Raw genomic sequence first — 18,071 nt, 5'->3', positions numbered from 1 at the left:
CTTTTTCTTTGGCCGGTCCTGTGGCGCGACGGCGGGGGCCAGCCCCCGCGCGCCCCCGGGATATTTATGGACAGATGAAGGGGGGGCCGGCCCCATGGGGGCCCCCGGATCAGCGGGCGGCGGGCGGGTGCAGATGCGTCAGCAGGGCGCCGTGCAGCGCGGGCGGGGCGGCGATCACGCCCGCGGCGCGCGGTTGCGGGGCGTTGAAGCGGATGGGCGCGCCGGTGCGGTCTGTCACCCGGCAGCCGGCGCGTTCGGCGATCAGGCAGCCGGCGGCGATGTCCCATTCCCAGGTGTCGCGGAAGGTGAGCATCGCGTCATGCCGCCCTTCGGCCGCCCGGCACAGCCGCCAGGCCAGCGAGGTGCGGAAGCTGCGCTTGAGGTCGGGCACCCCGCCGGGCCACAGCTCGGGCGCCAGCGAGGCGCGGTTGGCCAGCACATCGGCGCCGGTCAGATCCTGGCGCGGGCTGGCGGCGATGGGGTTGCCGTTGCGGGTGGCGGGTCCGTGCTGCGTGGCGGCATAGGTTGCGCCCCGCGCCGGCAGGTGAACCAGCGCCGCCGTCACCCGCCCCGCCTGCGCCACGGCCAGCGACAGGGCAAAGCCGTCTTCGCCCGCCAGAAAGGCGCGGGTGCCGTCGATCGGGTCGATGATGAACACCCGGTCATGGCCCAGCCGGACCGGATCGTCGGGCGTTTCCTCGGACAGCCAGCCATAGCCGGGGCGGGCGGCGCGCAGCGTGGCCTTGAGCAGGGCATCCACGGCCAGATCGGCCTCGGACACCGGGCCCTGATCGCCGGCCTTGTCCCAGGCGCGCGGCGCGTTGCGCCAGAACGACAGGGCCAGCGGCCCGGCCGCCGCCGCCGCATCGGCCAGAAGCGCAAGGTCTTGGTCGGGCGTGGGCTCAGGCGCCGGCAAGGGTCATCCCGTCGATCAGCAGCGAAGGAACCCGCAGCGACAGGTGCGGGCGGGCGTCATTGGCGGGCACGATCCGCAGCAGCATGTCGCGCAGGTTGCCGGCGACGGTGCATTCGTTCACCGGATGCGAGATGCGGCCGTTTTCCACCCAATAGCCCGAGGCGCCGCGCGAATAATCGCCCGTGGTGGGGCTGATGGTCTGGCCGATCATGCCGGTGATCAGCAGGCCGGTGCCCATGGCCGACAGCAGATCGGCGCGGCTTTGCAGGCCGGGCGTCAGATCGACGTTGGTGGTGGAGGGCGAGGGCGGCGCCCCCGGCCCGCGGCTGGCATTGGCGGTGGAGCGCAGGCCCAGGCGGCGGGCGGTGGCCAGGTCCAGCACCCAGCCTTGCAGAACGCCGTCCTGCACCAGTGCGCGGGCGGCGGTGGGCAGGCCTTCCGCATCGAAGGGGCGCGAGGCGCCGCTGCGCGGGCGGTGCGGATCTTCGGTCAGCGACAGGCCGGGTGGCAGCACCGGCTGACCCAGCAGGTCACGCGCCCAGCTTGCGCCCCGGGCGATGGCGCTGCCGTTGATGGCCGAAAGCAGGTGGCCGATCAGGCTGGCCGCCACCCGTTCGTCATAGACCACGGGGAAGCGGCCGGTCGGCGGCTTGACGGCGCCAAGCCGGGCGCGGGCGCGTTCGGCGGCCAGGCGGCCGATGGACGCGGCTCCCGGCAGATCGGCGCCATGGGTGCGGGTTTCGCCGGCCCAGTCCCGCTCCATCCCGGTGCCGGTGCCGCAGAAGGCGGTGACCGACCGGGAATGGCCGGTGCGGCCATAGCCGCCGGCAAAGCCGTTGCTTTGCGCCAGGAACACGGCGCGGCGCGAAAAGGCGGCGGTCGATTCGGCCTGCGCAACGCCGCCCGCCGCCATTGCGGCGCTGTCCAGATCGCGGGCGGCGGCTTCCAGCGCGGCGGCGCTGGGGTCGGGCGTGTCATCGGCCAGTTCAAGGGCCGCCACATCCCAGCCGCGCGCCAGATCGGCCGCATCGGCCAGCCCGGCGCTGGGGTCTTCCGGCGCCTCGCGCGCCATGGCGACGGCGCGTTCGGCCAGCGCCGTCAGCGTGGCGGGCGCGGTGTCCGAGGCCGAAACGCAGGCCTGCCGCCCGCCGATCAGCACCCGCAGGCCAACCTCAAGGCTTTCCGACCGTTCGGCCTGTTCCAGTCGGCCCTGCCGCAGATCAATGGTCAGGGCATTGTCGGAAATGGCCATGGCGTCGGCGGCTTCGGCGCCGGCCTTGCGCGCGGCATCCAGCAGGGCGGCGGCGAGGTCCGGCAGGGCAGGGGTGGGCATCGGTCGCAGCTCCTTCGTCGCGCGGGGGGCGCGGATGTCAGGTAGTCTGCCGCGCCCCCCGCCGCAAGCATCATGCGCAGGTGAATGGATCAGCGGATCTTGACGCCGTTCAGCCAGAAGCCCTTGTCGCGGAACTCAAGCGCGGTGGTCAGGCTGTCCGGTTCGGCCCCGGCGCGGGCAATCGCCATCAGGCCGAAGCGCAGGCCGGTCAGATCATCGGGCGAGACAAGGCCCATGGCGACAAGCCGGTCGATCAGGGTGTTGATGCCGGTGGCGGCAAGGTCGATGCGGCCTGTGGGCAGCGGCGCGCCGTCGAAGGTGGTGGTGTCCGCCATGTCGAAGGACAGCCCGCCCTTGCCGGTCAGCCGGGCGCCGACAGCCTGAACCAGCAGATCGTCCAGCGCCATGGTCAGCGTGGTCAGCGGCGGCGGCGCGTCGGGGGGCGGGGCGACCCAGCCGGGGCGCAGCGCGGCCGGGTCCAGCGACCAGAGGCCGGACAGGCCAATCGACAGGGTCAGCGGATCATGCGGCAGGGCGGCGCCGGGGTCGGCCAGCAACCACAGGTTTTCCGACAGCGCCAGGTCAAGGATGCGGTGGCTGGCCGACCACGGCTGCGGGCTGACCAGATCGCCCAGGCCAAGGCTGGCGGTGGTGCTGTATTCGGCAAGGCTGAAGTCAATATTCTGGATCGGCGCGGCGGGGTCGCTCAACCGCATGGCAAAGCGGGTTGGGCCAAGGGTGGTGTCGAAGCCGGCGGCGGTGCCGTCGACCCGCAGAAGGTTGCGGCCGCTTTCCGCGGCAAGATCAAGATAGACCGGGCCATCCTGCGGGTTGACCACATCCAGCAGCAGGGCAACGGCGCCGTGCGTCAGGCCGGCGTCAAGGAACATGCCGTCGGCAAAGGCCGCGATGGTGGCGGGCAGATCGGGCGGGGTGTCCGGGGAATGGGGCGGGGCAGCCGAGGCCGGGCGATGGGCGCGCAGGTGGCCGGCAAGGGCGGCAAGGTCAAGGTTGAGCGTACCCTTGCCGTTCTGCGGCGTGTCGATCCGCAGCTCGGCATGAAGCGCCCCCAGCGATACCGCCCCGTCCACGCTTGCGGCGGGTGCGGCCAGATCCTGACGGTAATGCAGCGCAAGATCGGCGGCGGCAAGTGCGGCAGTGGCGGTGCCCTCCACCTCGGGGCGGCGGAGCGAGGCTTCGTCCAGCGTGGCCGAGATTGAACTGGCGCTGGCCGCGACATCGGCGGTGTCGCCAAGGCCGCGGATGGTGACCGCCAGATCGGGCGCGGCGACGTTGAAGACCACCGGAGTGGACTGCGCGGCAGGATCGGGAAGGATGGTCAGCGGAAATTCGGGCGGCAGGATCACCGAGACCGACCCGTCGGGGTTTTCGGTCAGGGTCATCCGGTCGATCCGCAGGACGCCCGATTGCGACAGGTCGGGCTGCCAGGCCAGACCTGTCAGCACAAGCTGGCTGCCGCTGCGCTGTTCCCGGGCGGTCAGCGTGCCTTGGCCAGCCGCGGCGGCATTGCGCATGGCCTGCCAAAGCTGATCTGCCGTCACCCCGGCCAGGGCAGGGGTGGAAAGCGCCAGCAGCAGGGTGGCGGTCAGGGGAAGACGGACCATCGGGGGCGACCCTTGCACAAATGAACGGGGCGGCGGCTTGCGTGCCGCCGCCCCTGTGTCTTTCGGGGGTGTTATTGCAACTGCTGGCCGTTGACGAACAGGTGCTTGTCCTTGAACTCGATCTCGGAGACCAGCTCGTCGGGGCCGGCGCCCGGCTTGGCGAACATCGCCAGACCCATGCGGATGCCCATCACTTCGTCCTCGGGGACAAGGCCCATCGACACGGCGGTGTCGATCAGCGCGTTGATGCCCTTGAGGTTGGCCACGATCTTGCCCGTGGGGGCCGGAACGCCGCCATAGGTGGCCAGATCGGTGTTGTCGAAGGTCAGCCCGCCGGTGGCGTTGATTTCGCCGCCAAGCGCCTTGAACAGCACTTCGGACAGGTCAAGCGAGGCCAGTTCCAGCGGGGGGGCGGCCTGTTCCTGAACCGCCGGGTCCATGATGTCAGCCGTCCAGCGGCCCTGACCCTTGAGGTCAAGGATCAGCGTCGCCGGATCACGCTTGAGCTGGGCGCCCGGGTCGAACAGCGCCCAGAGGCCATCGGCGGCGGTCAGGTCGGCCAGCTTGAACAGGGCGGTGAAATCCTGCGGCGTGTCGGTCATGGCGACCGGCAGCTTGACGCCGAAAGCCAGCTCGCCAAAGGCGGCCGAGGCATCGGGAACCGGCACGTCCGGGCTGGACAGCGAGGCGGCGACATCGGTCATGCCGAAGCCGTAATCGACGCGCTGGCTGTCAAGCGCGACCTTGAATTTCGCGCCGCCCAGCGTGGCATCGAAGGCGGTGGGCTTGCCCGCTTCGGTGGCGTTGACCTTGATGGTCACGGGGCCGACGGTGGAACCGCCATCGACCATGAACCCGGCCTTCAGCGCGGTGGACATGTTCGCCATCAGCGCCTGATCCACCAGCACGGCCTTGCTGGTGCCGGTCGAGGCGCCGACCGTGACGCTGGCGGTGACATCGGTGCCCTTTTCGGCGTCTTTCGCCGCGACATCGACCACGGTCGAGGCAACGCTTCCCGACGATTCGATCGCGGTGCCGGCGGCCCCCGGCGTGACGGCGTATTTCGCGGCCAGTTCCTTCATCGCGGCCTTGACGACCAGATCAATCGCCTTGCCGTCAGCCGTCTTGAAGCTGTCGGCGGTCACGGCATATTCGGTGGCGGCATAGTCGTAATTCGTGGCTTCGGCGGTGCCCGAGGCGACAATCGACAGGCCGGTGCCCACGGTCTTGACCGTGAAGGAGGCCGGTGCATCCGCCTCGGCACCCGTCACGGTGAAGGGATAGGTCTCGGGCAGGGTGATCTCGACCGAGCCGTCGCCGCGATCGCGGAAGGCAAGGCGGTCAAGCGTGGTCGAGAAGGTGGTGCCTTCCTCGACGTTCTTCGCCGTGAAGGTCAGGCCGGTCACTTCCAGCGTGTCGCCGTTGCGCTGCGTGGCACCGGCGGTCAGCTCGCCCGAGGCGGCAACCAGCTTTTGCCAGTTGTCCCAGACCTCTTCGGGGGTGACAGCAAGGGCTGCGGGGGCCGTAAGCAGAAGGACAAGGGCGGTGCTGCCCGAAAGCTGCCAGTGTTTCATGACGAAAGCCTCATGGATGAAATACAGCGCCTATGGTCCGTTGTGCCGCAGGTGGCGTCAAGTGGGGTTTGCCGGGACGGCCTTGGGGCTTGGTGCGGCGCGCGCGGCAGGCTATGGCGGGGCCGCAAGCGGATGCGGAGGCGGGAATGATTGCGGTTCAGGACGAAGGGCGGTTGCGGATTGTGCGGCTGAACCGCCCGGACAAGGCGAATGCGCTGACGGCAGGGATGCTGGCGGCGGTGGCCGAGGCCGCCGAAGGGGCGGCGGTGGCGGGCGCGCAGGCGCTGATCCTGACCGGCGAGGGCAAGGTGTTTTCCGCCGGGGCCGATCTTGAGGCGGCGAAGGCAGGTCTGGCGACCGATCCGGTCTGGGAACGCGCCTCGGGCGCGGTGGCGGCGTTTCCCGGGCTGACGGTGGCGGCGCTGAACGGCACGCTGGCGGGCGGCGCCTTCGGCATTGCGCTGGCCTGCGATTGCCGCATCGCGGTGCCGGGGGCGAATTTCTTTTACCCGGTGATGAAGCTGGGTTACCGGCCGCAGCCTTCGGACCCGGCGCGTCTGGCGGCGCTGGTGGGGCCGGCGCGGGCGAAGATGATCCTGCTGGCGGGGCAGAAGATCGGCGCGGACGAGGCGCTGGCCTGGGGGCTGATCGACCGGATCGTGGCGGGCGAGGGGCTGCTGGGCGCTGCCCGCGCGCTGTGCGCCGATGCGCTGGCGGCCACGGCGGCGCATGGGGCGGCGATCAAGGCGATGGTCTGATCCCCGGTGCGCGGCGGGGGGCAGCTTGGGCAGGGGATCTGGGGTTTGGATGACGTGACCGGATGCGATGCGCTGGTGATCGGGGCCGGTCCGGCAGGGCTGATGGCGGCCGGGGAACTTGCCGCCGCCGGACGGCGCGTGCTGGTGGCCGAAGCCAGGCCCAGCCCGGCGCGCAAGCTGCTGATGGCCGGGAAATCCGGGCTGAACGTCACCAAACAGGAACCGCTGGCCGATTTCGTGACCCGGTACGACACCGCCTGGCTGGCGCCGATGCTGGCCGCCTTTGGCCCGGCCGAGGTGCAGGACTGGTGCCGGAGGCTGGGGCAGGAGGTGTTCACCGGATCGTCGGGGCGGGTGTTTCCGGTGGCGATGAAGGCCTCGCCCCTGCTGCGGGCCTGGTTGCAGCGGCTGGCCGCGGCGGGGGTGGAGCTGCGCACGCGCTGGCGCTGGGCGGGGTTTGACGGCGACGGGTTCCGCTTCGACACGCCGGACGGTGTGCAGGTGCTGCACCCGCGCGTCACAGTGTTGGCGCTGGGTGGGGCAAGCTGGGCACGGCTGGGGTCGGACGGGGCCTGGGTGCCGTGGCTGCAAGGGCGCGGTGTCGGGGTGGCGCCGTGGAAGCCGGCGAACATGGGGCTGGCGGTGGACTGGTCGCCGCCCATGGCGCGCTGGTTCGGCACGGCGGTCAAGGGCGCGGCCTTGCACGCGGGCCAGGCGGTTTCGCGCGGCGAGTTCGTGATTTCCGCCCGCGGGCTGGAAGGCGGCGGGATCTATGCGGTGTCCCGCCCAGTGCGCGACGGTGCGGCGCTGGTGCTGGACCTGATGCCCGATGTGAGCGGGGCCGAGGTCGCGGCCCGGCTGGCGCGGATGAAGCCGGGCGAAAGCACCGCGAACCGGCTGCGCAAGCTGGGGCTGGCGCCGGGCACGGCGGCGCTGCTGCGGGAATGGGGGCAGGGCCTGCCGCTGGCGCAGGCGGTCAAGGCGCTGCCGGTGCGCCATGCCGGCCCCCGGCCGCTGGACGAGGCGATCTCGGTCGCGGGCGGCATCACGCGCGACAGCCTGACCGACGGTCTGGAACTGCGCGCCTTGCCCGGCGTCTTTGCCTGCGGCGAGATGCTGGACTGGGAAGCGCCGACCGGCGGCTACCTGCTGACGGGCTGCTGGGCCACCGGGCGCTGGGCCGGGCGGGCGGCGGCACAGCGGTAGCGCCGGCGGGGGTTTTGCACCCCCGCACCCCCGCAGGGTATTTGCGCCAAGGGGAAGGGGCAGTCGCTAGATTTCCAGCTTGGTGTGCTCCTCGTCCCTTCTCACCGGCTCAGTCCGCCCGGCAGATCGGGCACGTCCAGCGCGCTGAAGCCGTAGTGTTTCAGCCAGCGCAGGTCGCTTTCGAAGAAGGCGCGCAGGTCGGGGATGCCGTATTTCAGCATGGCGATGCGGTCGATGCCCATGCCGAAGGCGAAGCCCTGCCATTCGTCGGGGTTCACGCCGGCGGCCTGCAGCACCTTGGGGTGCATCATGCCCGAACCAAGGATCTCCATCCACTTGTCGCCTTCGCCGATGCGAAGCTGGCCGCCGACGTTGGAATAGCGGATGTCCACTTCGGCCGAGGGTTCGGTGAAGGGGAAATGGCTGGCGCGGAAGCGCAGTTCCACCTGATCCACCTCGAAGAAGGCGCGGCAGAATTCCTCCAGCGTCCATTTCAGGTTGGCCATGCTGATGTCGCGGTCGATGGCGATGCCTTCGACCTGATGGAACATCGGCGTGTGGGTCTGGTCCATGTCCATGCGGTAGACGCGGCCGGGCGCGATGACCCGCAGCGGCGTGCCCATGGTTTGCAGCGCGCGGATCTGCACCGGGCTGGTGTGGGTGCGCAGCACATGCGGCGGGCGGTTGTCGCCTTCCGCGCGGGCCATGAAGAACGTGTCATGTTCCTGCCGCGCGGGGTGTTCCGGCGGGATGTTCAGCGCATCGAAATTGTACCAGTCGGATTCGACCTGCGGGCCTTCGGCGACGGCAAAGCCCATGTCGGCGAAGATGGCGGTCAGTTCGTCCATCACCTGGCTGACCGGGTGGATGGTGCCCATGCGGCGCGGGCGGGCGGGAAGCGTGACATCCAGCCACTCGGCGCGCAGGCGTTCATCCAGCGCGGCATCGGCCAGCGCGGCCTTGCGGGCGCGCAGCGCGGCGTCGATTTCGTCTTTCAGCGCGTTGAGCTGGGCGCCGGCGGCCTTGCGTTCGTCGGGGTCCATGCGGCCCAGCGTGGCCATCAGGGCCGAAATCTCGCCCTTCTTGCCAAGGGCAGCGACGCGCACCTCTTCCAGCGCAGCCTCGCCCGCGGCGCCGGCCACGGCTGCGATGTACTTGCCACGGATGTCGGTCAGATCCATCGGGGACTCCGGGTAAAATTCCGGTCCGGGGTTAGCGGGGCGGGGCCGCGAATGCAAGGGGAAGGGCCCCGCCGTTGCCGGCGAGGCCCCCGTTCAGACGCGCAGCCGGGGCGGCGTCACTTCCAGATGTCGGCATCCACCCCGCGGGCGATCTCGGGGTGATCGGCGATGTGGAACCGCGGTTCCCGCCCGGCATCGCGCTGGCGGAAGTAGTTCTGCGTCAGCGTTACCACGGTGCCCGACAGGGCGAGGATGGCGATCAGGTTGATCGTGGCCATCAGCCCCATCGAGGCATCGGCCAGATCGAAGACGGTGGAGACCGCCTGCAACGCGCCCCAGATTACCATGGCCAGCACCAGCGAGCGCAGGATGGTCAGCCCGGTGCGGTTGCCGATGCCCAGGAAGGACATCGCCATTTCCGAATAGGCATAGTTGCCGATGATCGAGGTGAAGGCGAAGAAGAAGATCGCCACCGCCACGAACCAGCTTCCGATGCCGCCGATATGTTCCTGCATCGCGGCCTGGGTCAGTTGGGTGCCGGTCAGCTCTCCTCCGGGGGTATAGACGCCGGACAACAGGATCATCAGCGCGGTGCAGGTGCAGATCAGGATGGTGTCGATGAAGACGCCAAGCGCCTGCACGAAGCCCTGGCTGGAGGGGTGGTGCGGGTTGGGCGAGGCGGCGGCGGCGATGTTCGGCGCCGAACCCATGCCGGCCTCGTTCGAGAAGAGGCCGCGCTTGACGCCGTTCAGCATGGCCGCGGCCAGACCGCCGGCCACGCCGCCCGCCGCTTCGGCAAGGCCGAAGGCATTGGCGACGATGTGATACAGCATGGCGGGCACTTCGGTCAGGTTCGTCACCAGCACGAAGAGCGCGACCAGAATGTAGATGCCGGCCATGAAGGGCACCACATATTCGGCCACGCGGGCGATCTGGCGGATGCCGCCGAAGATGACGATGGCGGTCAGCGCGGCCAGTGCAAGGCCGGTGACGGGCTTCGGAATCCCGAAGGCGCCGGTCATCGCATCGGCGATGGAATTGGCCTGCACCGCGTTGAACACCAGACCGAAGGACAGGATCAGGCAGACCGAGAAGACGGCGCCCAGCCAGGGCAGGCCAAGGCCGTGCGCGATATAGAAGGCCGGGCCGCCGCGATAGACGGCATCGGCTTCGCTGCCTGCTTCCCGCACCTTGTAAAGCTGCGCCAGGGTGGATTCGGCATAGGCCGTGGCCATGCCGACGAAGGCAACGACCCACATCCAGAAGATCGCGCCCGGGCCGCCCAGAACCAGCGCGACGGCCACGCCGGCGATGTTGCCGGTGCCCACGCGCGAGGCAAGGCTGGTGCAAAGCGCCTGAAACGGCGAGATGCCGCCCCGGTCACCGGCCGGTGCGGCGGTGACCGAACGCATCATCTCGCCAAAGCGCAGGATCTGCTGGAAGCGGAGACGGATGGTGAAGTAGATGCCGACGGCGATCAGACCGTAGATCAGCACATAACCCCAGAAGACCTTATTCAGAAAACCTATGATGGCTGTCACTGCCTGCACTCCTTGACTGGCACCCCGTTGCTTGCACCGCGGGCCAGAGCATTCCGGCCGAGGTAACGAAACTGTGACACGGGGGCGAGGCAGGGCGCAAACAAAACCCGCATCTTCACGGCAACAATGCGGAAGCGGCAGGTGGCGGCCAAAAGCAAAGGGCCGCCCGATTGCCCGGGCGGCCCTTGCGATGCGGTTGCTTCGGCGGCTCAGGCGGCCAGGGCCGAGCGGGCCTTGTCGGCGATCACGTTGAACGCTTCGGGTTCGTGAACGGCGAGATCGGCCAGAACCTTGCGGTCCACCTCGATCCCGGCCTTGGCCAGACCGGCGATCAGACGCGAATAGGTGAAGGCCGGGTCGAACAGACGCACGGCCGCGTTGATCCGCTGGATCCAGAGCGCGCGGAAGCTGCGCTTCTTGGCCTTGCGGTCGCGGGTGGCGTACTGGTTCGCCTTGTCGACCGCCTGGGTGGCGGTGCGGAAGTTGGTGGAACGGGCGGCATAATAGCCCGAAGCCGCCTTGATCACCTTGCGGTGACGGGCGTGGGTGACCTTGCCGGATTTGACGCGGGACATGTTTCGCTCTCCTTACCGGTTGTAGGGCATGTATTTCTTGACGATGCCTTCGTCGCTGGCGTTCAGGATCATGGTCCCGGTCGCCTGGCGCGTGAACTTCGTCGTGCGTTTGATCATGCCGTGGCGCTTACCGGCCACACCGGCCTTCACGCGCCCGCTGGCGGTGAAGGAGAACCGCTTCTTCGCAGCGGATTTGGTCTTCATCTTGGGCATTTTACACTCCAGTGTTTCGCGCGCGGGGAGGCATGCCACATTCGCCGTCCGCGCGGTTCTTTCCGAAGTCGCCCCTATAGGCGGCCATCGGCGGGCGCGCAAGGGGATTCGCGGGCCGGGTCAGTTCAGATAGCGCCCCACGACCGAGGCCATGGCCTGTGTCGCCTGGGCAAAGGTATAGCCCCCGGGTTTCTGCGTCAGTGCCGCCACGATCAGCGCCCCTGCCGCAATCAGCATGATCGCCCCGATGCGGGGCGGTCTCCCCTCGGTCCAGGCCGAGAGGAGCGAGGGGATGGTCAGGGCCGCCAGCACGACCCCGACAGTCAGATACAGATCGGTATCCATCTTGTCCCCGATGGCAGAGGGCGGTTGACCCAAGGTTAGCCGGGGTCAACCTTCGAAATCAACCGTTCGTCGCAGGGAGCGACGCGCAGGATGTTGGTGGTGCCCTGCACGTTGAAGGGCACGCCCGCGGTGACAACGATGAAATCGTTTTCCTTGGCGAACCCGTCCCGCAGCGCGGCCTGCACCGCCGAAAGCACGGCGCCCTTGAAACGTTCCTGTTCGGGCACGATCACGCAATGCGCGCCCCAGGTCAGGGCAATGCGGCGGGCGGTTTCCACCAGCGGCGTCAGGGCGATGATCGGCACCTGCGGGCGTTCGCGTGCGGTCAGCCCGACCGTGGTGCCGGTCTGGGTGAAGCAGGCGATCACCTTGATATTGGTGGATTCGGCAATCTCGCGCGCGGCGGCCACGATGCCATCGGCCACCGTGGTGCGGCTGACGATGCGGCTGGCCGCGATGATCGAGCGGTAGGTCGAATCCTTTTCGACCGACATGGCCACGTTGTCCATGGTGCGGACCGCCTCGACCGGGAACTTGCCGGCGGCGCTTTCGGCCGACAGCATGATCGCATCGGCGCCTTCGTAGATGGCGGTGGCCACGTCGGAAACCTCGGCCCGGGTCGGCATCGGGTTTTCGATCATCGATTCCAGCATCTGCGTGGCCACGATCACCGGCTTGGCGGCGGCGCGGGCGCCCCGGATCAGGCGCTTCTGGATCGGCGGCACGGAATGGACCGGCAGTTCCACCCCAAGGTCGCCCCGGGCGACCATGATGCCGTCCGACACCGCAAGAATGGCGTCATAGGCCTTGACCGCCGCGGGCTTTTCGATCTTGGACAGGATCGCGGCGCGGCCCCTGGCCAGGGCGCGGGCCTCGGTCACGTCTTCGGGGCGCTGCACGAAGGACAGCGCCAGCCAGTCCACGCCCAGTTCGCAGGCAAATTCCAGATCGGCGCGGTCCTTCACCGACAGCGCGGCCAGCGGCAGCACCACATCGGGGACGTTCACGCCCTTGCGGTTGGAAATCGTGCCGCCGACGACCACGGTGCAATCGGCGAAGTCGGGACCACAGGTGTTGACCGAAAGCCGAATCTTGCCATCGTTCACCAGCAGCGTGGCGCCGGGTTCAAGCGCGGCAAAGATCTCGGGGTGGGGCAGTTGCACGCGATGGCCGTCACCGGGCGCCGGGTCCAGATCAAGGCGGAAACGGTCGCCGTCTTCCAGATCATGCGCCCCGGCCGCAAAGGTGCCGACCCGCAGCTTCGGACCCTGAAGGTCGGCCAGGATGCCGATCGGGCGGCCAAGGTCTTTCTCGACCTGCCGGATGATGACATGCCGCGCGCGGATGTCGTCATGGGTGCCGTGGCTCATGTTCAGGCGGAACACGTCGGCCCCCGCCTCGAACAGGGCGCGGATCATCGGGTAGTCGTTGGAGGCCGGCCCGAGGGTGGCCACGATCTTCACGTTGCGGTGGCGGCGCATCTGCCATCCTCCTGCTTGCATTGGTGTTCGTGGTGGGCCGAGGCGGGTTATGGCGCAAAGTGCCGCAGGCCGCAACGCGGATTTGACATCCTTCCCGTAACGCTTTGGTGCCGCCCGGGGCCGAAAGGGTTTACCTGACCATGACCTTGGCATAACTGCGGATTCCACGGCGCGAAAAACGGGGTGGAACGGTGTCCCATGTGATTGAGGGCGAAGATCGGCCGGGACGCTGGCTGGTGACCTGTGACCACGCCTCGAACCGGGTGCCCGACTGGGTGGCGGGGGGCGATCTGGGCCTGCCGCCCGCCGACATGGCCCGCCATATTGCCTGGGACCCCGGCGCCGCCGGGGTGGCCCGGGCGCTGGGGCGGCTGTTGGACAGCCCCGTGATCTGTTCCGACTTCTCGCGTCTGGTGATCGACCCGAACCGGGGCGAGGATGATCCGACACTGGTGATGCGGCTTTATGATGGCAGCATCGTTCCGGTGAACCGGCGCATCACGCCTGCCGAAATCGACGAAAGGCTGGAACGCCTGTATCGCCCCTACCATGCCGCCTATGCCGGGCTTGCGGCGCGGCGGGCGGATACGGTCATCCTGGCGATCCACAGTTTCACCCGCTGCCTGAACGGCCGGCCGCCCCGGCCCTGGCAGGTGGGGGTGCTGTATTCGCATCTGGACGAACGGCTGTCCCGCCCGCTGATCGCGCGGTTGCAGGCGCAGCCCGCCCTTTGTGTCGGCGACAACGAACCCTATTCCGGGCATCTTCCGGGGGATGCGATTGACCGCCACGCCCTTGTGCCGGGGCGGCTGAATACCTTGATCGAGGTGAGGAACGACCTGATCGCCACTGCCGAAGGGCAGCAGGAATGGGCCGCCCGGCTGGCGCCGGTGCTGGCCGCAGCGCTGGAGGATGCCGATGGATGACGCCACCCGCACCGAACTGGAAGCCGCCGCCTTCCGCGAACTTGTGCATCACCTGATGGTCAAGCGCCCCGAGGTGCAGAACATCGACCTGATGAACCTGGGCGGGTTCTGCCGCAACTGCCTGTCGCGCTGGTATCAGGAGGCGGCGGCGGCCCGTGGCATTGCGATGACGAAAGAGGAAGCGCGCGAAATCGTCTATGGGATGCCCTATGCCGACTGGGTGGCGCAGCACCAGACCGAGGCCAGCCCCGAGACGAAGGCCGCCTTCGAGGTGGCCTATACCGAGAATGTCGGCCCGCGCGAGTAAACCCCCGCGCTAGACGCCCAGCCAGCGCAGCAGCGCGGCCACCCCGACGCCGCCCACGGCGGCGCCCACGTCATTCCGGGTCAGCACGGTAAGGCCGATGGCAGAGGCCAGCGCCACCGCCTCGGTCAGCCCGCCGGCGGCCAGCGCCTGCGCGGTGATGCCCGCCATCACCGCCAGCGGCGTGGCGCGCAGCGCGGCATCCAGCCGGTTTGACGGCGGCAGGAACCGCATCGCGGCATAGCCCGCCATCCGGCAGAACAGTGCGGCCCCCGCCATCACGGCCAGCATGGTCCACAGGGTCATTTCACCACCCCCGGCCGGGCGGTCAGCGCGGCGACGCCGGCGCCCGCAAGACCGGCCGCCACGATGCCCCAGCCGGGGCCGGCGACGTGCGAGATCAGCAGCGCAGCGGTCGCCCCCACGGCCACCGGCACCAGCGCGGCGCGGCTGCGCACCATGGCGGCCATCATCGCGGCGGCAAAGCAGGGCAGCATCAGGTCGGCGCCAAGGGCGTGCGGATCGGGCAGGATGCCGCCGAACAGCACCCCCGCCAGCGTGCCCGCCAGCCAGGCCGCCATCAGCGGCACGCCGGTGCCCAGAAGATAGGCCCGGTCCTGTTCGCCCTTTTCGGCGGCGCGCATGGTGGCGATCCAGTTGGCATCACCCAGCAACAGCAGGCTGGCATAGGCCCGCGCCGGCCCGGCCTGCGACAGCCAGGGCTGCAACGTGGCCCCGAACAGCAGGTAGCGCGCGTTGATCACCAGCACGGTCGCGGCCAGGGTCCAGACCGTTGCCTCGCCCGTCTGCATCAGCGAGAGCGAGGCAAGCTGGGCAGACCCGGAGAACACGCTGACACTGGTCGCCAGCGCCCAGCCCCAGCCCAGGCTGACCTGTGCGGCGACCAGACCGAAGGCCAGCCCGTAGATGAAGATGGCAAAGGACAGCGCGGTTCCAAGGCGGAAGCCGCGCCGGAAGCCGGCCCATCCGAACGGGGCCAGCCCGGAAGGGGCGTGGTCGCCGCGCAGCGTCAGACCGCGGCCTTGCGCATTTCGTCCAGATAGATTTCGCGCAGACGGGTGGCCACGGGGCCGGGCTTGCCCGCGCCCACCGCCTGACCGTCCACCTCGACCACCGGCAGCACGAAGGCCGAGGCCGAGGTGAAGAACGCCTCATCCGCGGCCTGCGCTTCGGCAATGGTGAAGGCGCGCTCTTCCACTTCCATCTGCGCCTCGCGGGCAAAGCGGACGACGGCGGCACGGGTGATGCCGTGCAGGATGTCGTTCGACAGGTTGCGCGTGACGATCTTGCCGCCCTTGACGATATAGACGTTGTTCGAGGTGCCTTCGGTCACGAAGCCATCTTCCACGAACCAGGCGTCATCGACATGCGCCTTCTTGGCGGCCATCTTGGCCAGCGACGGATACAGAAGCTGCACCGTCTTGATGTCGCGGCGGCCCCAGCGGATGTCGGGGACCGAGATCACCTTGATGCCGGTCCTGGCCACCGGATTGTCGGCCAGCCCGGATTTGGACTGGGTGAACAGAACCACGGTGGGCGGGGTGTCTTCCGGGGGGAAGGCAAAGTCGCGGTCGCCGGGGTTGCCGCGCGTGACCTGCAGATAGACCATGCCTTCGTCCACGTCATTGCGCGCCACCAACTGGCGATGCACCTCAAGCCAGTCGTCGGCCGACAGCGGGTTTTTCATCGACAGTTCGTCCAGGCTGCGCTGCAACCGCGCCAGGTGGCCGGGAAAGTCGATCAGCTTGCCGCCCAGAACGCTGGTCACCTCATAGACACCATCGGCCATCAGGAAGCCACGGTCGAAGATCGAGACGCGGGCTTCGGTTTCGGGCAGGTAGTCGCCGTTCACATAGACGGTGCGGGCCATGGCTTATCCCCAGAGTTCGGATTCGGGCGGGTGGACGCCGGCGTCGTCATAGGCCAGCGGGTTGGGGCGGTCTTCTGCCAGAAGCAGGGGGCCGTCAAGATCGGTAAAGGCCGCGCCTTGCGCAACCAGCGTTGCAGGCGCCATCGCCAGCGAGGTGCCGACCATGCAGCCCACCATCAGCCCGTAGCCCTGCGCCCGCGCGGCATCGCGCAGGGCCAGCGCCTCGGTCAGGCCGCCGGTCTTGTCGAGCTTGATGTTCACCACGTCATACTTGCCTGTCAGGCCGGGCAGCGAGTGGCGGTCATGGCAGGATTCATCGGCGCAGACCGGCAGGGGCCGGGCGATTTCGGCCAGCAGGTCATCCTGCCCCGCCGGAAGCGGCTGTTCCACCAGCGCCACACCCAGCCGGATCAGATGGGGGGCAAGGTCGGAATAGACCTCGGCCGTCCAGCCTTCGTTGGCATCGACGATGATCTTCGTCTGCGGCGCGCCGGCCCGCACTGCCTCAAGCCGGGGCATGTCGTCGGGGGTGCCCAGCTTGATCTTCAGAAGCGGGCGATGCGCGTTCCGTGCCGCCGCCGCCTGCATCTTCTCGGGGCTGTCCAGCGACAGGGTGAAGGCGGTGATCTGTGGCCTCGGCGCGGCCAGCCCGGCCAGTTGCCAGACCCGCTTGCCGCTGGCCTTGGCCTCCAGATCCCACAGCGCGCAATCCACCGCGTTGCGGGCCGCGCCGGCCGGCAGCAGCGATTGCAGCGCGTCGCGCGTCACATCGGCGGGCAGGGCGGCGATCTGGGCGGCCACGCTGTCAAGGCTTTCGCCATAGCGCGCATAGGGCACACATTCCCCGCGGCCTGTAAGGCCGCTGCGGGTGATGGTGACGGTCAGAACCTTCGCCTCGGTGCGTGACCCGCGCGAGATGGTGAACACCTCGGCCAGACGGAAACTTTCGGGGGTGACGGTGATCATGGGCCTTCTCCGGCGCCGGAAGGGGCGCCCTGCGACCGCGCCGCAGGGCAGGATGCCGACGGATTACACCGCCAGCAGCGCATCGACCAGACGGCCCGCACCATGGCGGAACGGGTCAACGGTCGGCAGGCCGGTGCGCGCCTCGATCTCGGCGCAGCAGGCCAGCGCCTCGGCATCGGACAGGGCGGCGGTGTTGATCGAACAGCCCACCGCCACGCAGGCCGGGTTGGCCACGCGCGCCAGCGCAAGCGCCATGTCGCGCACCTGTTCGATGGTCGGCAGCTTGTAGTCGGGCAGGCCGCGCATGTGTTCGCGGGTGGGTTCGTGGCAGATGATCAGCGCGTCAGGCTGGCCGCCATGCACCAGCGCCAGCGTCACCCCGGAATAGCTGACGTGGAACAGCGATCCCTGACCCTCGATCAGATCCCAGTGGTCGGGGTCGTTGTCGGGCGTCAGCCATTCGATCGACCCGGCCATGAAATCGGCGATCACCGCATCCAGCGGCACGCCGTCGCCGGTGATCAGGATGCCGGTCTGGCCGGTGGCGCGGAAGCTGCTTTTCAGCCCGCGCGCGCGCATTTCGCGATCCACGCACAGGGCGGTATACATCTTGCCGATGGAACAGTCGGTGCCCACGGCCAGCATCCGCTTGCCGCTGCGCTTCTTGCCGTTGGCGATGGGGTAATCGATTTCGGGCACCCGCACGTCATGCAACTGCCGCCCGGTGGCGCGGGCAACGGCGGCAAGGTCTTCCTCGTCGCGCAGCAGGTTGTGCAGGCCCGAGGCCAGGTCGAACCCTTCCTCCAGCGCGGCGATCAGCACCTTCTTCCATGCCTGGCTGATGACGCCGCCCCGGTTGGCGACGCCGATCACCAGCGTCTTGCAGCCGGCAGCCCGGGCTTCGGCCAGCGTCATGTCGGGCAGGCCCAGATTGGCCTTGCAGCCCTCCATCCTGAACTGGCCGATGGCGAATTCCGGCCGCCAGTCCTTGATGCCCTGCGCCACCTTGGCGGCCAGTTGATCGGGGGCATCGCCCAGGAACAGAAGATAGGGGGTCTCGATCATGGCGGGCTCCTTCAGGACGACGCAGGGAATGGGACGACCCCGGGATGTTGACGCATGGCGGCTGCAAATACATCGCGAATCTACCGCTGCGGTGCAGAATCTTGCGAAGATTTCAGCGCCAGATTGTGCGGGTGCCGAAGGAATCGGCAAAGCTGCACCGATACTTCGACG

Annotated in this window: 19 protein-coding genes; 4 read left to right on the top strand and 15 right to left on the bottom strand. The window is 68.8% G+C overall.

Translation table 11 applies throughout. The features are described 5' to 3' along the window. Positions 1-109: 109 nt before the first annotated feature. From B6K69_RS09860 to B6K69_RS09845, 4 genes are all read right to left on the bottom strand, one after another. The gene (locus B6K69_RS09860; protein WP_108643651.1) at positions 110-916 is read right to left on the bottom strand and encodes a 3'(2'),5'-bisphosphate nucleotidase CysQ; all 807 of its coding nucleotides are present in this window, start codon (positions 914-916) and stop codon (positions 110-112) included. Then, positions 903-2,249 carry a TldD/PmbA family protein gene (locus B6K69_RS09855; protein WP_108643650.1) on the bottom strand — a complete coding sequence of 449 codons (1,347 nt, stop codon included), beginning with the start codon at positions 2,247-2,249 and terminating at the stop codon, positions 903-905. Before B6K69_RS09855 ends, B6K69_RS09860 begins: the two co-directional genes overlap by 14 nt. Before the next feature lie 89 nt (positions 2,250-2,338). Further along, the gene (locus B6K69_RS09850; RefSeq protein ID WP_108643649.1) at positions 2,339-3,874 is read right to left on the bottom strand and encodes a DUF2125 domain-containing protein; all 1,536 of its coding nucleotides are present in this window, start codon (positions 3,872-3,874) and stop codon (positions 2,339-2,341) included. A gap of 71 nt (positions 3,875-3,945) precedes the next feature. Then, positions 3,946-5,448, bottom strand: a complete 1,503-nt coding sequence (locus tag B6K69_RS09845) for a DUF2125 domain-containing protein (RefSeq protein ID WP_108643648.1) — start codon at positions 5,446-5,448, stop codon at positions 3,946-3,948. Positions 5,449-5,594: 146 nt separating this feature from the next. On the opposite strand from B6K69_RS09845, the gene B6K69_RS09840 reads away from it, so the two are divergent. Both B6K69_RS09840 and B6K69_RS09835 read left to right on the top strand, forming a co-directional pair. Then, positions 5,595-6,206: an enoyl-CoA hydratase/isomerase family protein gene (locus B6K69_RS09840; protein ID WP_108644878.1), complete on the top strand. Its 612-nt coding sequence runs from the start codon at positions 5,595-5,597 to the stop codon at positions 6,204-6,206. A gap of 102 nt (positions 6,207-6,308) precedes the next feature. After that, positions 6,309-7,412, top strand: coding sequence for a TIGR03862 family flavoprotein (locus tag B6K69_RS09835; protein WP_236939029.1), 1,104 nt, complete (start codon positions 6,309-6,311; stop codon positions 7,410-7,412). A gap of 101 nt (positions 7,413-7,513) precedes the next feature. Here B6K69_RS09835 and pheS read toward each other — a convergent pair whose 3' ends face one another. The 6 genes from pheS to pyk form a co-directional block, all read right to left on the bottom strand. After that, entirely contained in the window at positions 7,514-8,593 is a 1,080-nt protein-coding gene (gene pheS / locus B6K69_RS09830; protein ID WP_108643647.1) for a phenylalanine--tRNA ligase subunit alpha, read from the bottom strand. A gap of 116 nt (positions 8,594-8,709) precedes the next feature. Further along, positions 8,710-10,134, bottom strand: coding sequence for an alanine/glycine:cation symporter family protein (locus B6K69_RS09825; protein ID WP_108644876.1), 1,425 nt, complete (start codon positions 10,132-10,134; stop codon positions 8,710-8,712). 209 nt (positions 10,135-10,343) lie between these two features. Next, the gene (rplT, locus tag B6K69_RS09820; protein WP_107672490.1) at positions 10,344-10,709 is read right to left on the bottom strand and encodes a 50S ribosomal protein L20; all 366 of its coding nucleotides are present in this window, start codon (positions 10,707-10,709) and stop codon (positions 10,344-10,346) included. A gap of 12 nt (positions 10,710-10,721) precedes the next feature. Further along, the gene (gene rpmI, locus B6K69_RS09815) at positions 10,722-10,922 is read right to left on the bottom strand and encodes a 50S ribosomal protein L35 (protein WP_107672491.1); all 201 of its coding nucleotides are present in this window, start codon (positions 10,920-10,922) and stop codon (positions 10,722-10,724) included. A 120-nt stretch (positions 10,923-11,042) separates the two neighbouring features. Then, a complete protein-coding gene (locus B6K69_RS09810) occupies positions 11,043-11,267 on the bottom strand; it encodes a hypothetical protein (protein WP_107672687.1) in 225 nt (74 codons plus the stop codon). Positions 11,268-11,302: 35 nt separating this feature from the next. After that, positions 11,303-12,748, bottom strand: a complete 1,446-nt coding sequence (pyk, locus tag B6K69_RS09805) for a pyruvate kinase (protein ID WP_107672492.1) — start codon at positions 12,746-12,748, stop codon at positions 11,303-11,305. A 191-nt stretch (positions 12,749-12,939) separates the two neighbouring features. Here pyk and B6K69_RS09800 point away from each other — a divergent pair, with 191 nt between their 5' ends. Next, positions 12,940-13,674, top strand: coding sequence for an N-formylglutamate amidohydrolase (locus B6K69_RS09800; protein ID WP_108643646.1), 735 nt, complete (start codon positions 12,940-12,942; stop codon positions 13,672-13,674). Further along, the gene (locus B6K69_RS09795; RefSeq protein ID WP_108643645.1) at positions 13,667-13,981 is read left to right on the top strand and encodes a DUF1244 domain-containing protein; all 315 of its coding nucleotides are present in this window, start codon (positions 13,667-13,669) and stop codon (positions 13,979-13,981) included. Before B6K69_RS09800 ends, B6K69_RS09795 begins: the two co-directional genes overlap by 8 nt. A gap of 9 nt (positions 13,982-13,990) precedes the next feature. Here B6K69_RS09795 and B6K69_RS09790 read toward each other — a convergent pair whose 3' ends face one another. From B6K69_RS09790 to dgcN, 5 genes are all read right to left on the bottom strand, one after another. Continuing rightward, a complete protein-coding gene (locus B6K69_RS09790; RefSeq protein WP_108643644.1) occupies positions 13,991-14,284 on the bottom strand; it encodes an AzlD domain-containing protein in 294 nt (97 codons plus the stop codon). Continuing rightward, positions 14,281-14,865 (bottom strand): AzlC family ABC transporter permease, encoded by a 585-nt coding sequence (locus tag B6K69_RS18180; RefSeq protein WP_236939028.1) that lies wholly within the window; start codon positions 14,863-14,865, stop codon positions 14,281-14,283. The genes B6K69_RS09790 and B6K69_RS18180 overlap by 4 nt, the downstream gene beginning before the upstream one ends. Positions 14,866-15,008: 143 nt before the next feature. Beyond that, complete coding sequence (locus tag B6K69_RS09780; protein ID WP_107672497.1) at positions 15,009-15,869, bottom strand: D-amino-acid transaminase; 861 nt, start codon at positions 15,867-15,869, stop codon at positions 15,009-15,011. 3 nt (positions 15,870-15,872) lie between these two features. Continuing rightward, positions 15,873-16,835 carry an N-acetyl-D-Glu racemase DgcA gene (dgcA, locus tag B6K69_RS09775; protein ID WP_108643642.1) on the bottom strand — a complete coding sequence of 321 codons (963 nt, stop codon included), beginning with the start codon at positions 16,833-16,835 and terminating at the stop codon, positions 15,873-15,875. Between the two features lie 63 nt (positions 16,836-16,898). Then, on the bottom strand, positions 16,899-17,900 hold the full coding sequence (gene dgcN, locus B6K69_RS09770; protein WP_108643641.1) for an N-acetyltransferase DgcN: 1,002 nt from the start codon (positions 17,898-17,900) through the stop codon (positions 16,899-16,901). Between the last annotated feature and the right edge of the window lie 171 nt (positions 17,901-18,071).

Origin of the sequence: Pseudogemmobacter blasticus, assembly GCF_003071405.1 — a bacterium.
GTDB classification, from domain to species: domain Bacteria; phylum Pseudomonadota; class Alphaproteobacteria; order Rhodobacterales; family Rhodobacteraceae; genus Pseudogemmobacter; species Pseudogemmobacter blasticus.
This window is presented reverse-complemented; position numbering and strand designations above follow the sequence as displayed.

Excerpts from the sequence above, each read along its gene's own strand:
- B6K69_RS09850 (WP_108643649.1), bottom strand. The coding sequence starts at position 3,874 with ATGGTCCGTCTTCCCCTGACCGCCACCCTGCTGCTGGCGCTTTCCACC.
- pyk (WP_107672492.1), bottom strand. The coding sequence starts at position 12,748 with ATGCGCCGCCACCGCAACGTGAAGATCGTGGCCACCCTCGGGCCGGCC.
- B6K69_RS09790 (WP_108643644.1), bottom strand. The coding sequence starts at position 14,284 with ATGACCCTGTGGACCATGCTGGCCGTGATGGCGGGGGCCGCACTGTTC.
- dgcA (WP_108643642.1), bottom strand. The coding sequence starts at position 16,835 with ATGATCACCGTCACCCCCGAAAGTTTCCGTCTGGCCGAGGTGTTCACC.
- B6K69_RS09840 (WP_108644878.1), top strand. The coding sequence starts at position 5,595 with ATGATTGCGGTTCAGGACGAAGGGCGGTTGCGGATTGTGCGGCTGAAC.
- B6K69_RS09780 (WP_107672497.1), bottom strand. The coding sequence starts at position 15,869 with ATGGCCCGCACCGTCTATGTGAACGGCGACTACCTGCCCGAAACCGAA.
- dgcN (WP_108643641.1), bottom strand. The coding sequence starts at position 17,900 with ATGATCGAGACCCCCTATCTTCTGTTCCTGGGCGATGCCCCCGATCAA.
- B6K69_RS09810 (WP_107672687.1), bottom strand. The coding sequence starts at position 11,267 with ATGGATACCGATCTGTATCTGACTGTCGGGGTCGTGCTGGCGGCCCTG.
- B6K69_RS09855 (WP_108643650.1), bottom strand. The coding sequence starts at position 2,249 with ATGCCCACCCCTGCCCTGCCGGACCTCGCCGCCGCCCTGCTGGATGCC.
- B6K69_RS09835 (WP_236939029.1), top strand. The coding sequence starts at position 6,309 with ATGGCGGCCGGGGAACTTGCCGCCGCCGGACGGCGCGTGCTGGTGGCC.
- pheS (WP_108643647.1), bottom strand. The coding sequence starts at position 8,593 with ATGGATCTGACCGACATCCGTGGCAAGTACATCGCAGCCGTGGCCGGC.
- rpmI (WP_107672491.1), bottom strand. The coding sequence starts at position 10,922 with ATGCCCAAGATGAAGACCAAATCCGCTGCGAAGAAGCGGTTCTCCTTC.
- rplT (WP_107672490.1), bottom strand. The coding sequence starts at position 10,709 with ATGTCCCGCGTCAAATCCGGCAAGGTCACCCACGCCCGTCACCGCAAG.
- B6K69_RS09795 (WP_108643645.1), top strand. The coding sequence starts at position 13,667 with ATGGATGACGCCACCCGCACCGAACTGGAAGCCGCCGCCTTCCGCGAA.
- B6K69_RS09845 (WP_108643648.1), bottom strand. The coding sequence starts at position 5,448 with ATGAAACACTGGCAGCTTTCGGGCAGCACCGCCCTTGTCCTTCTGCTT.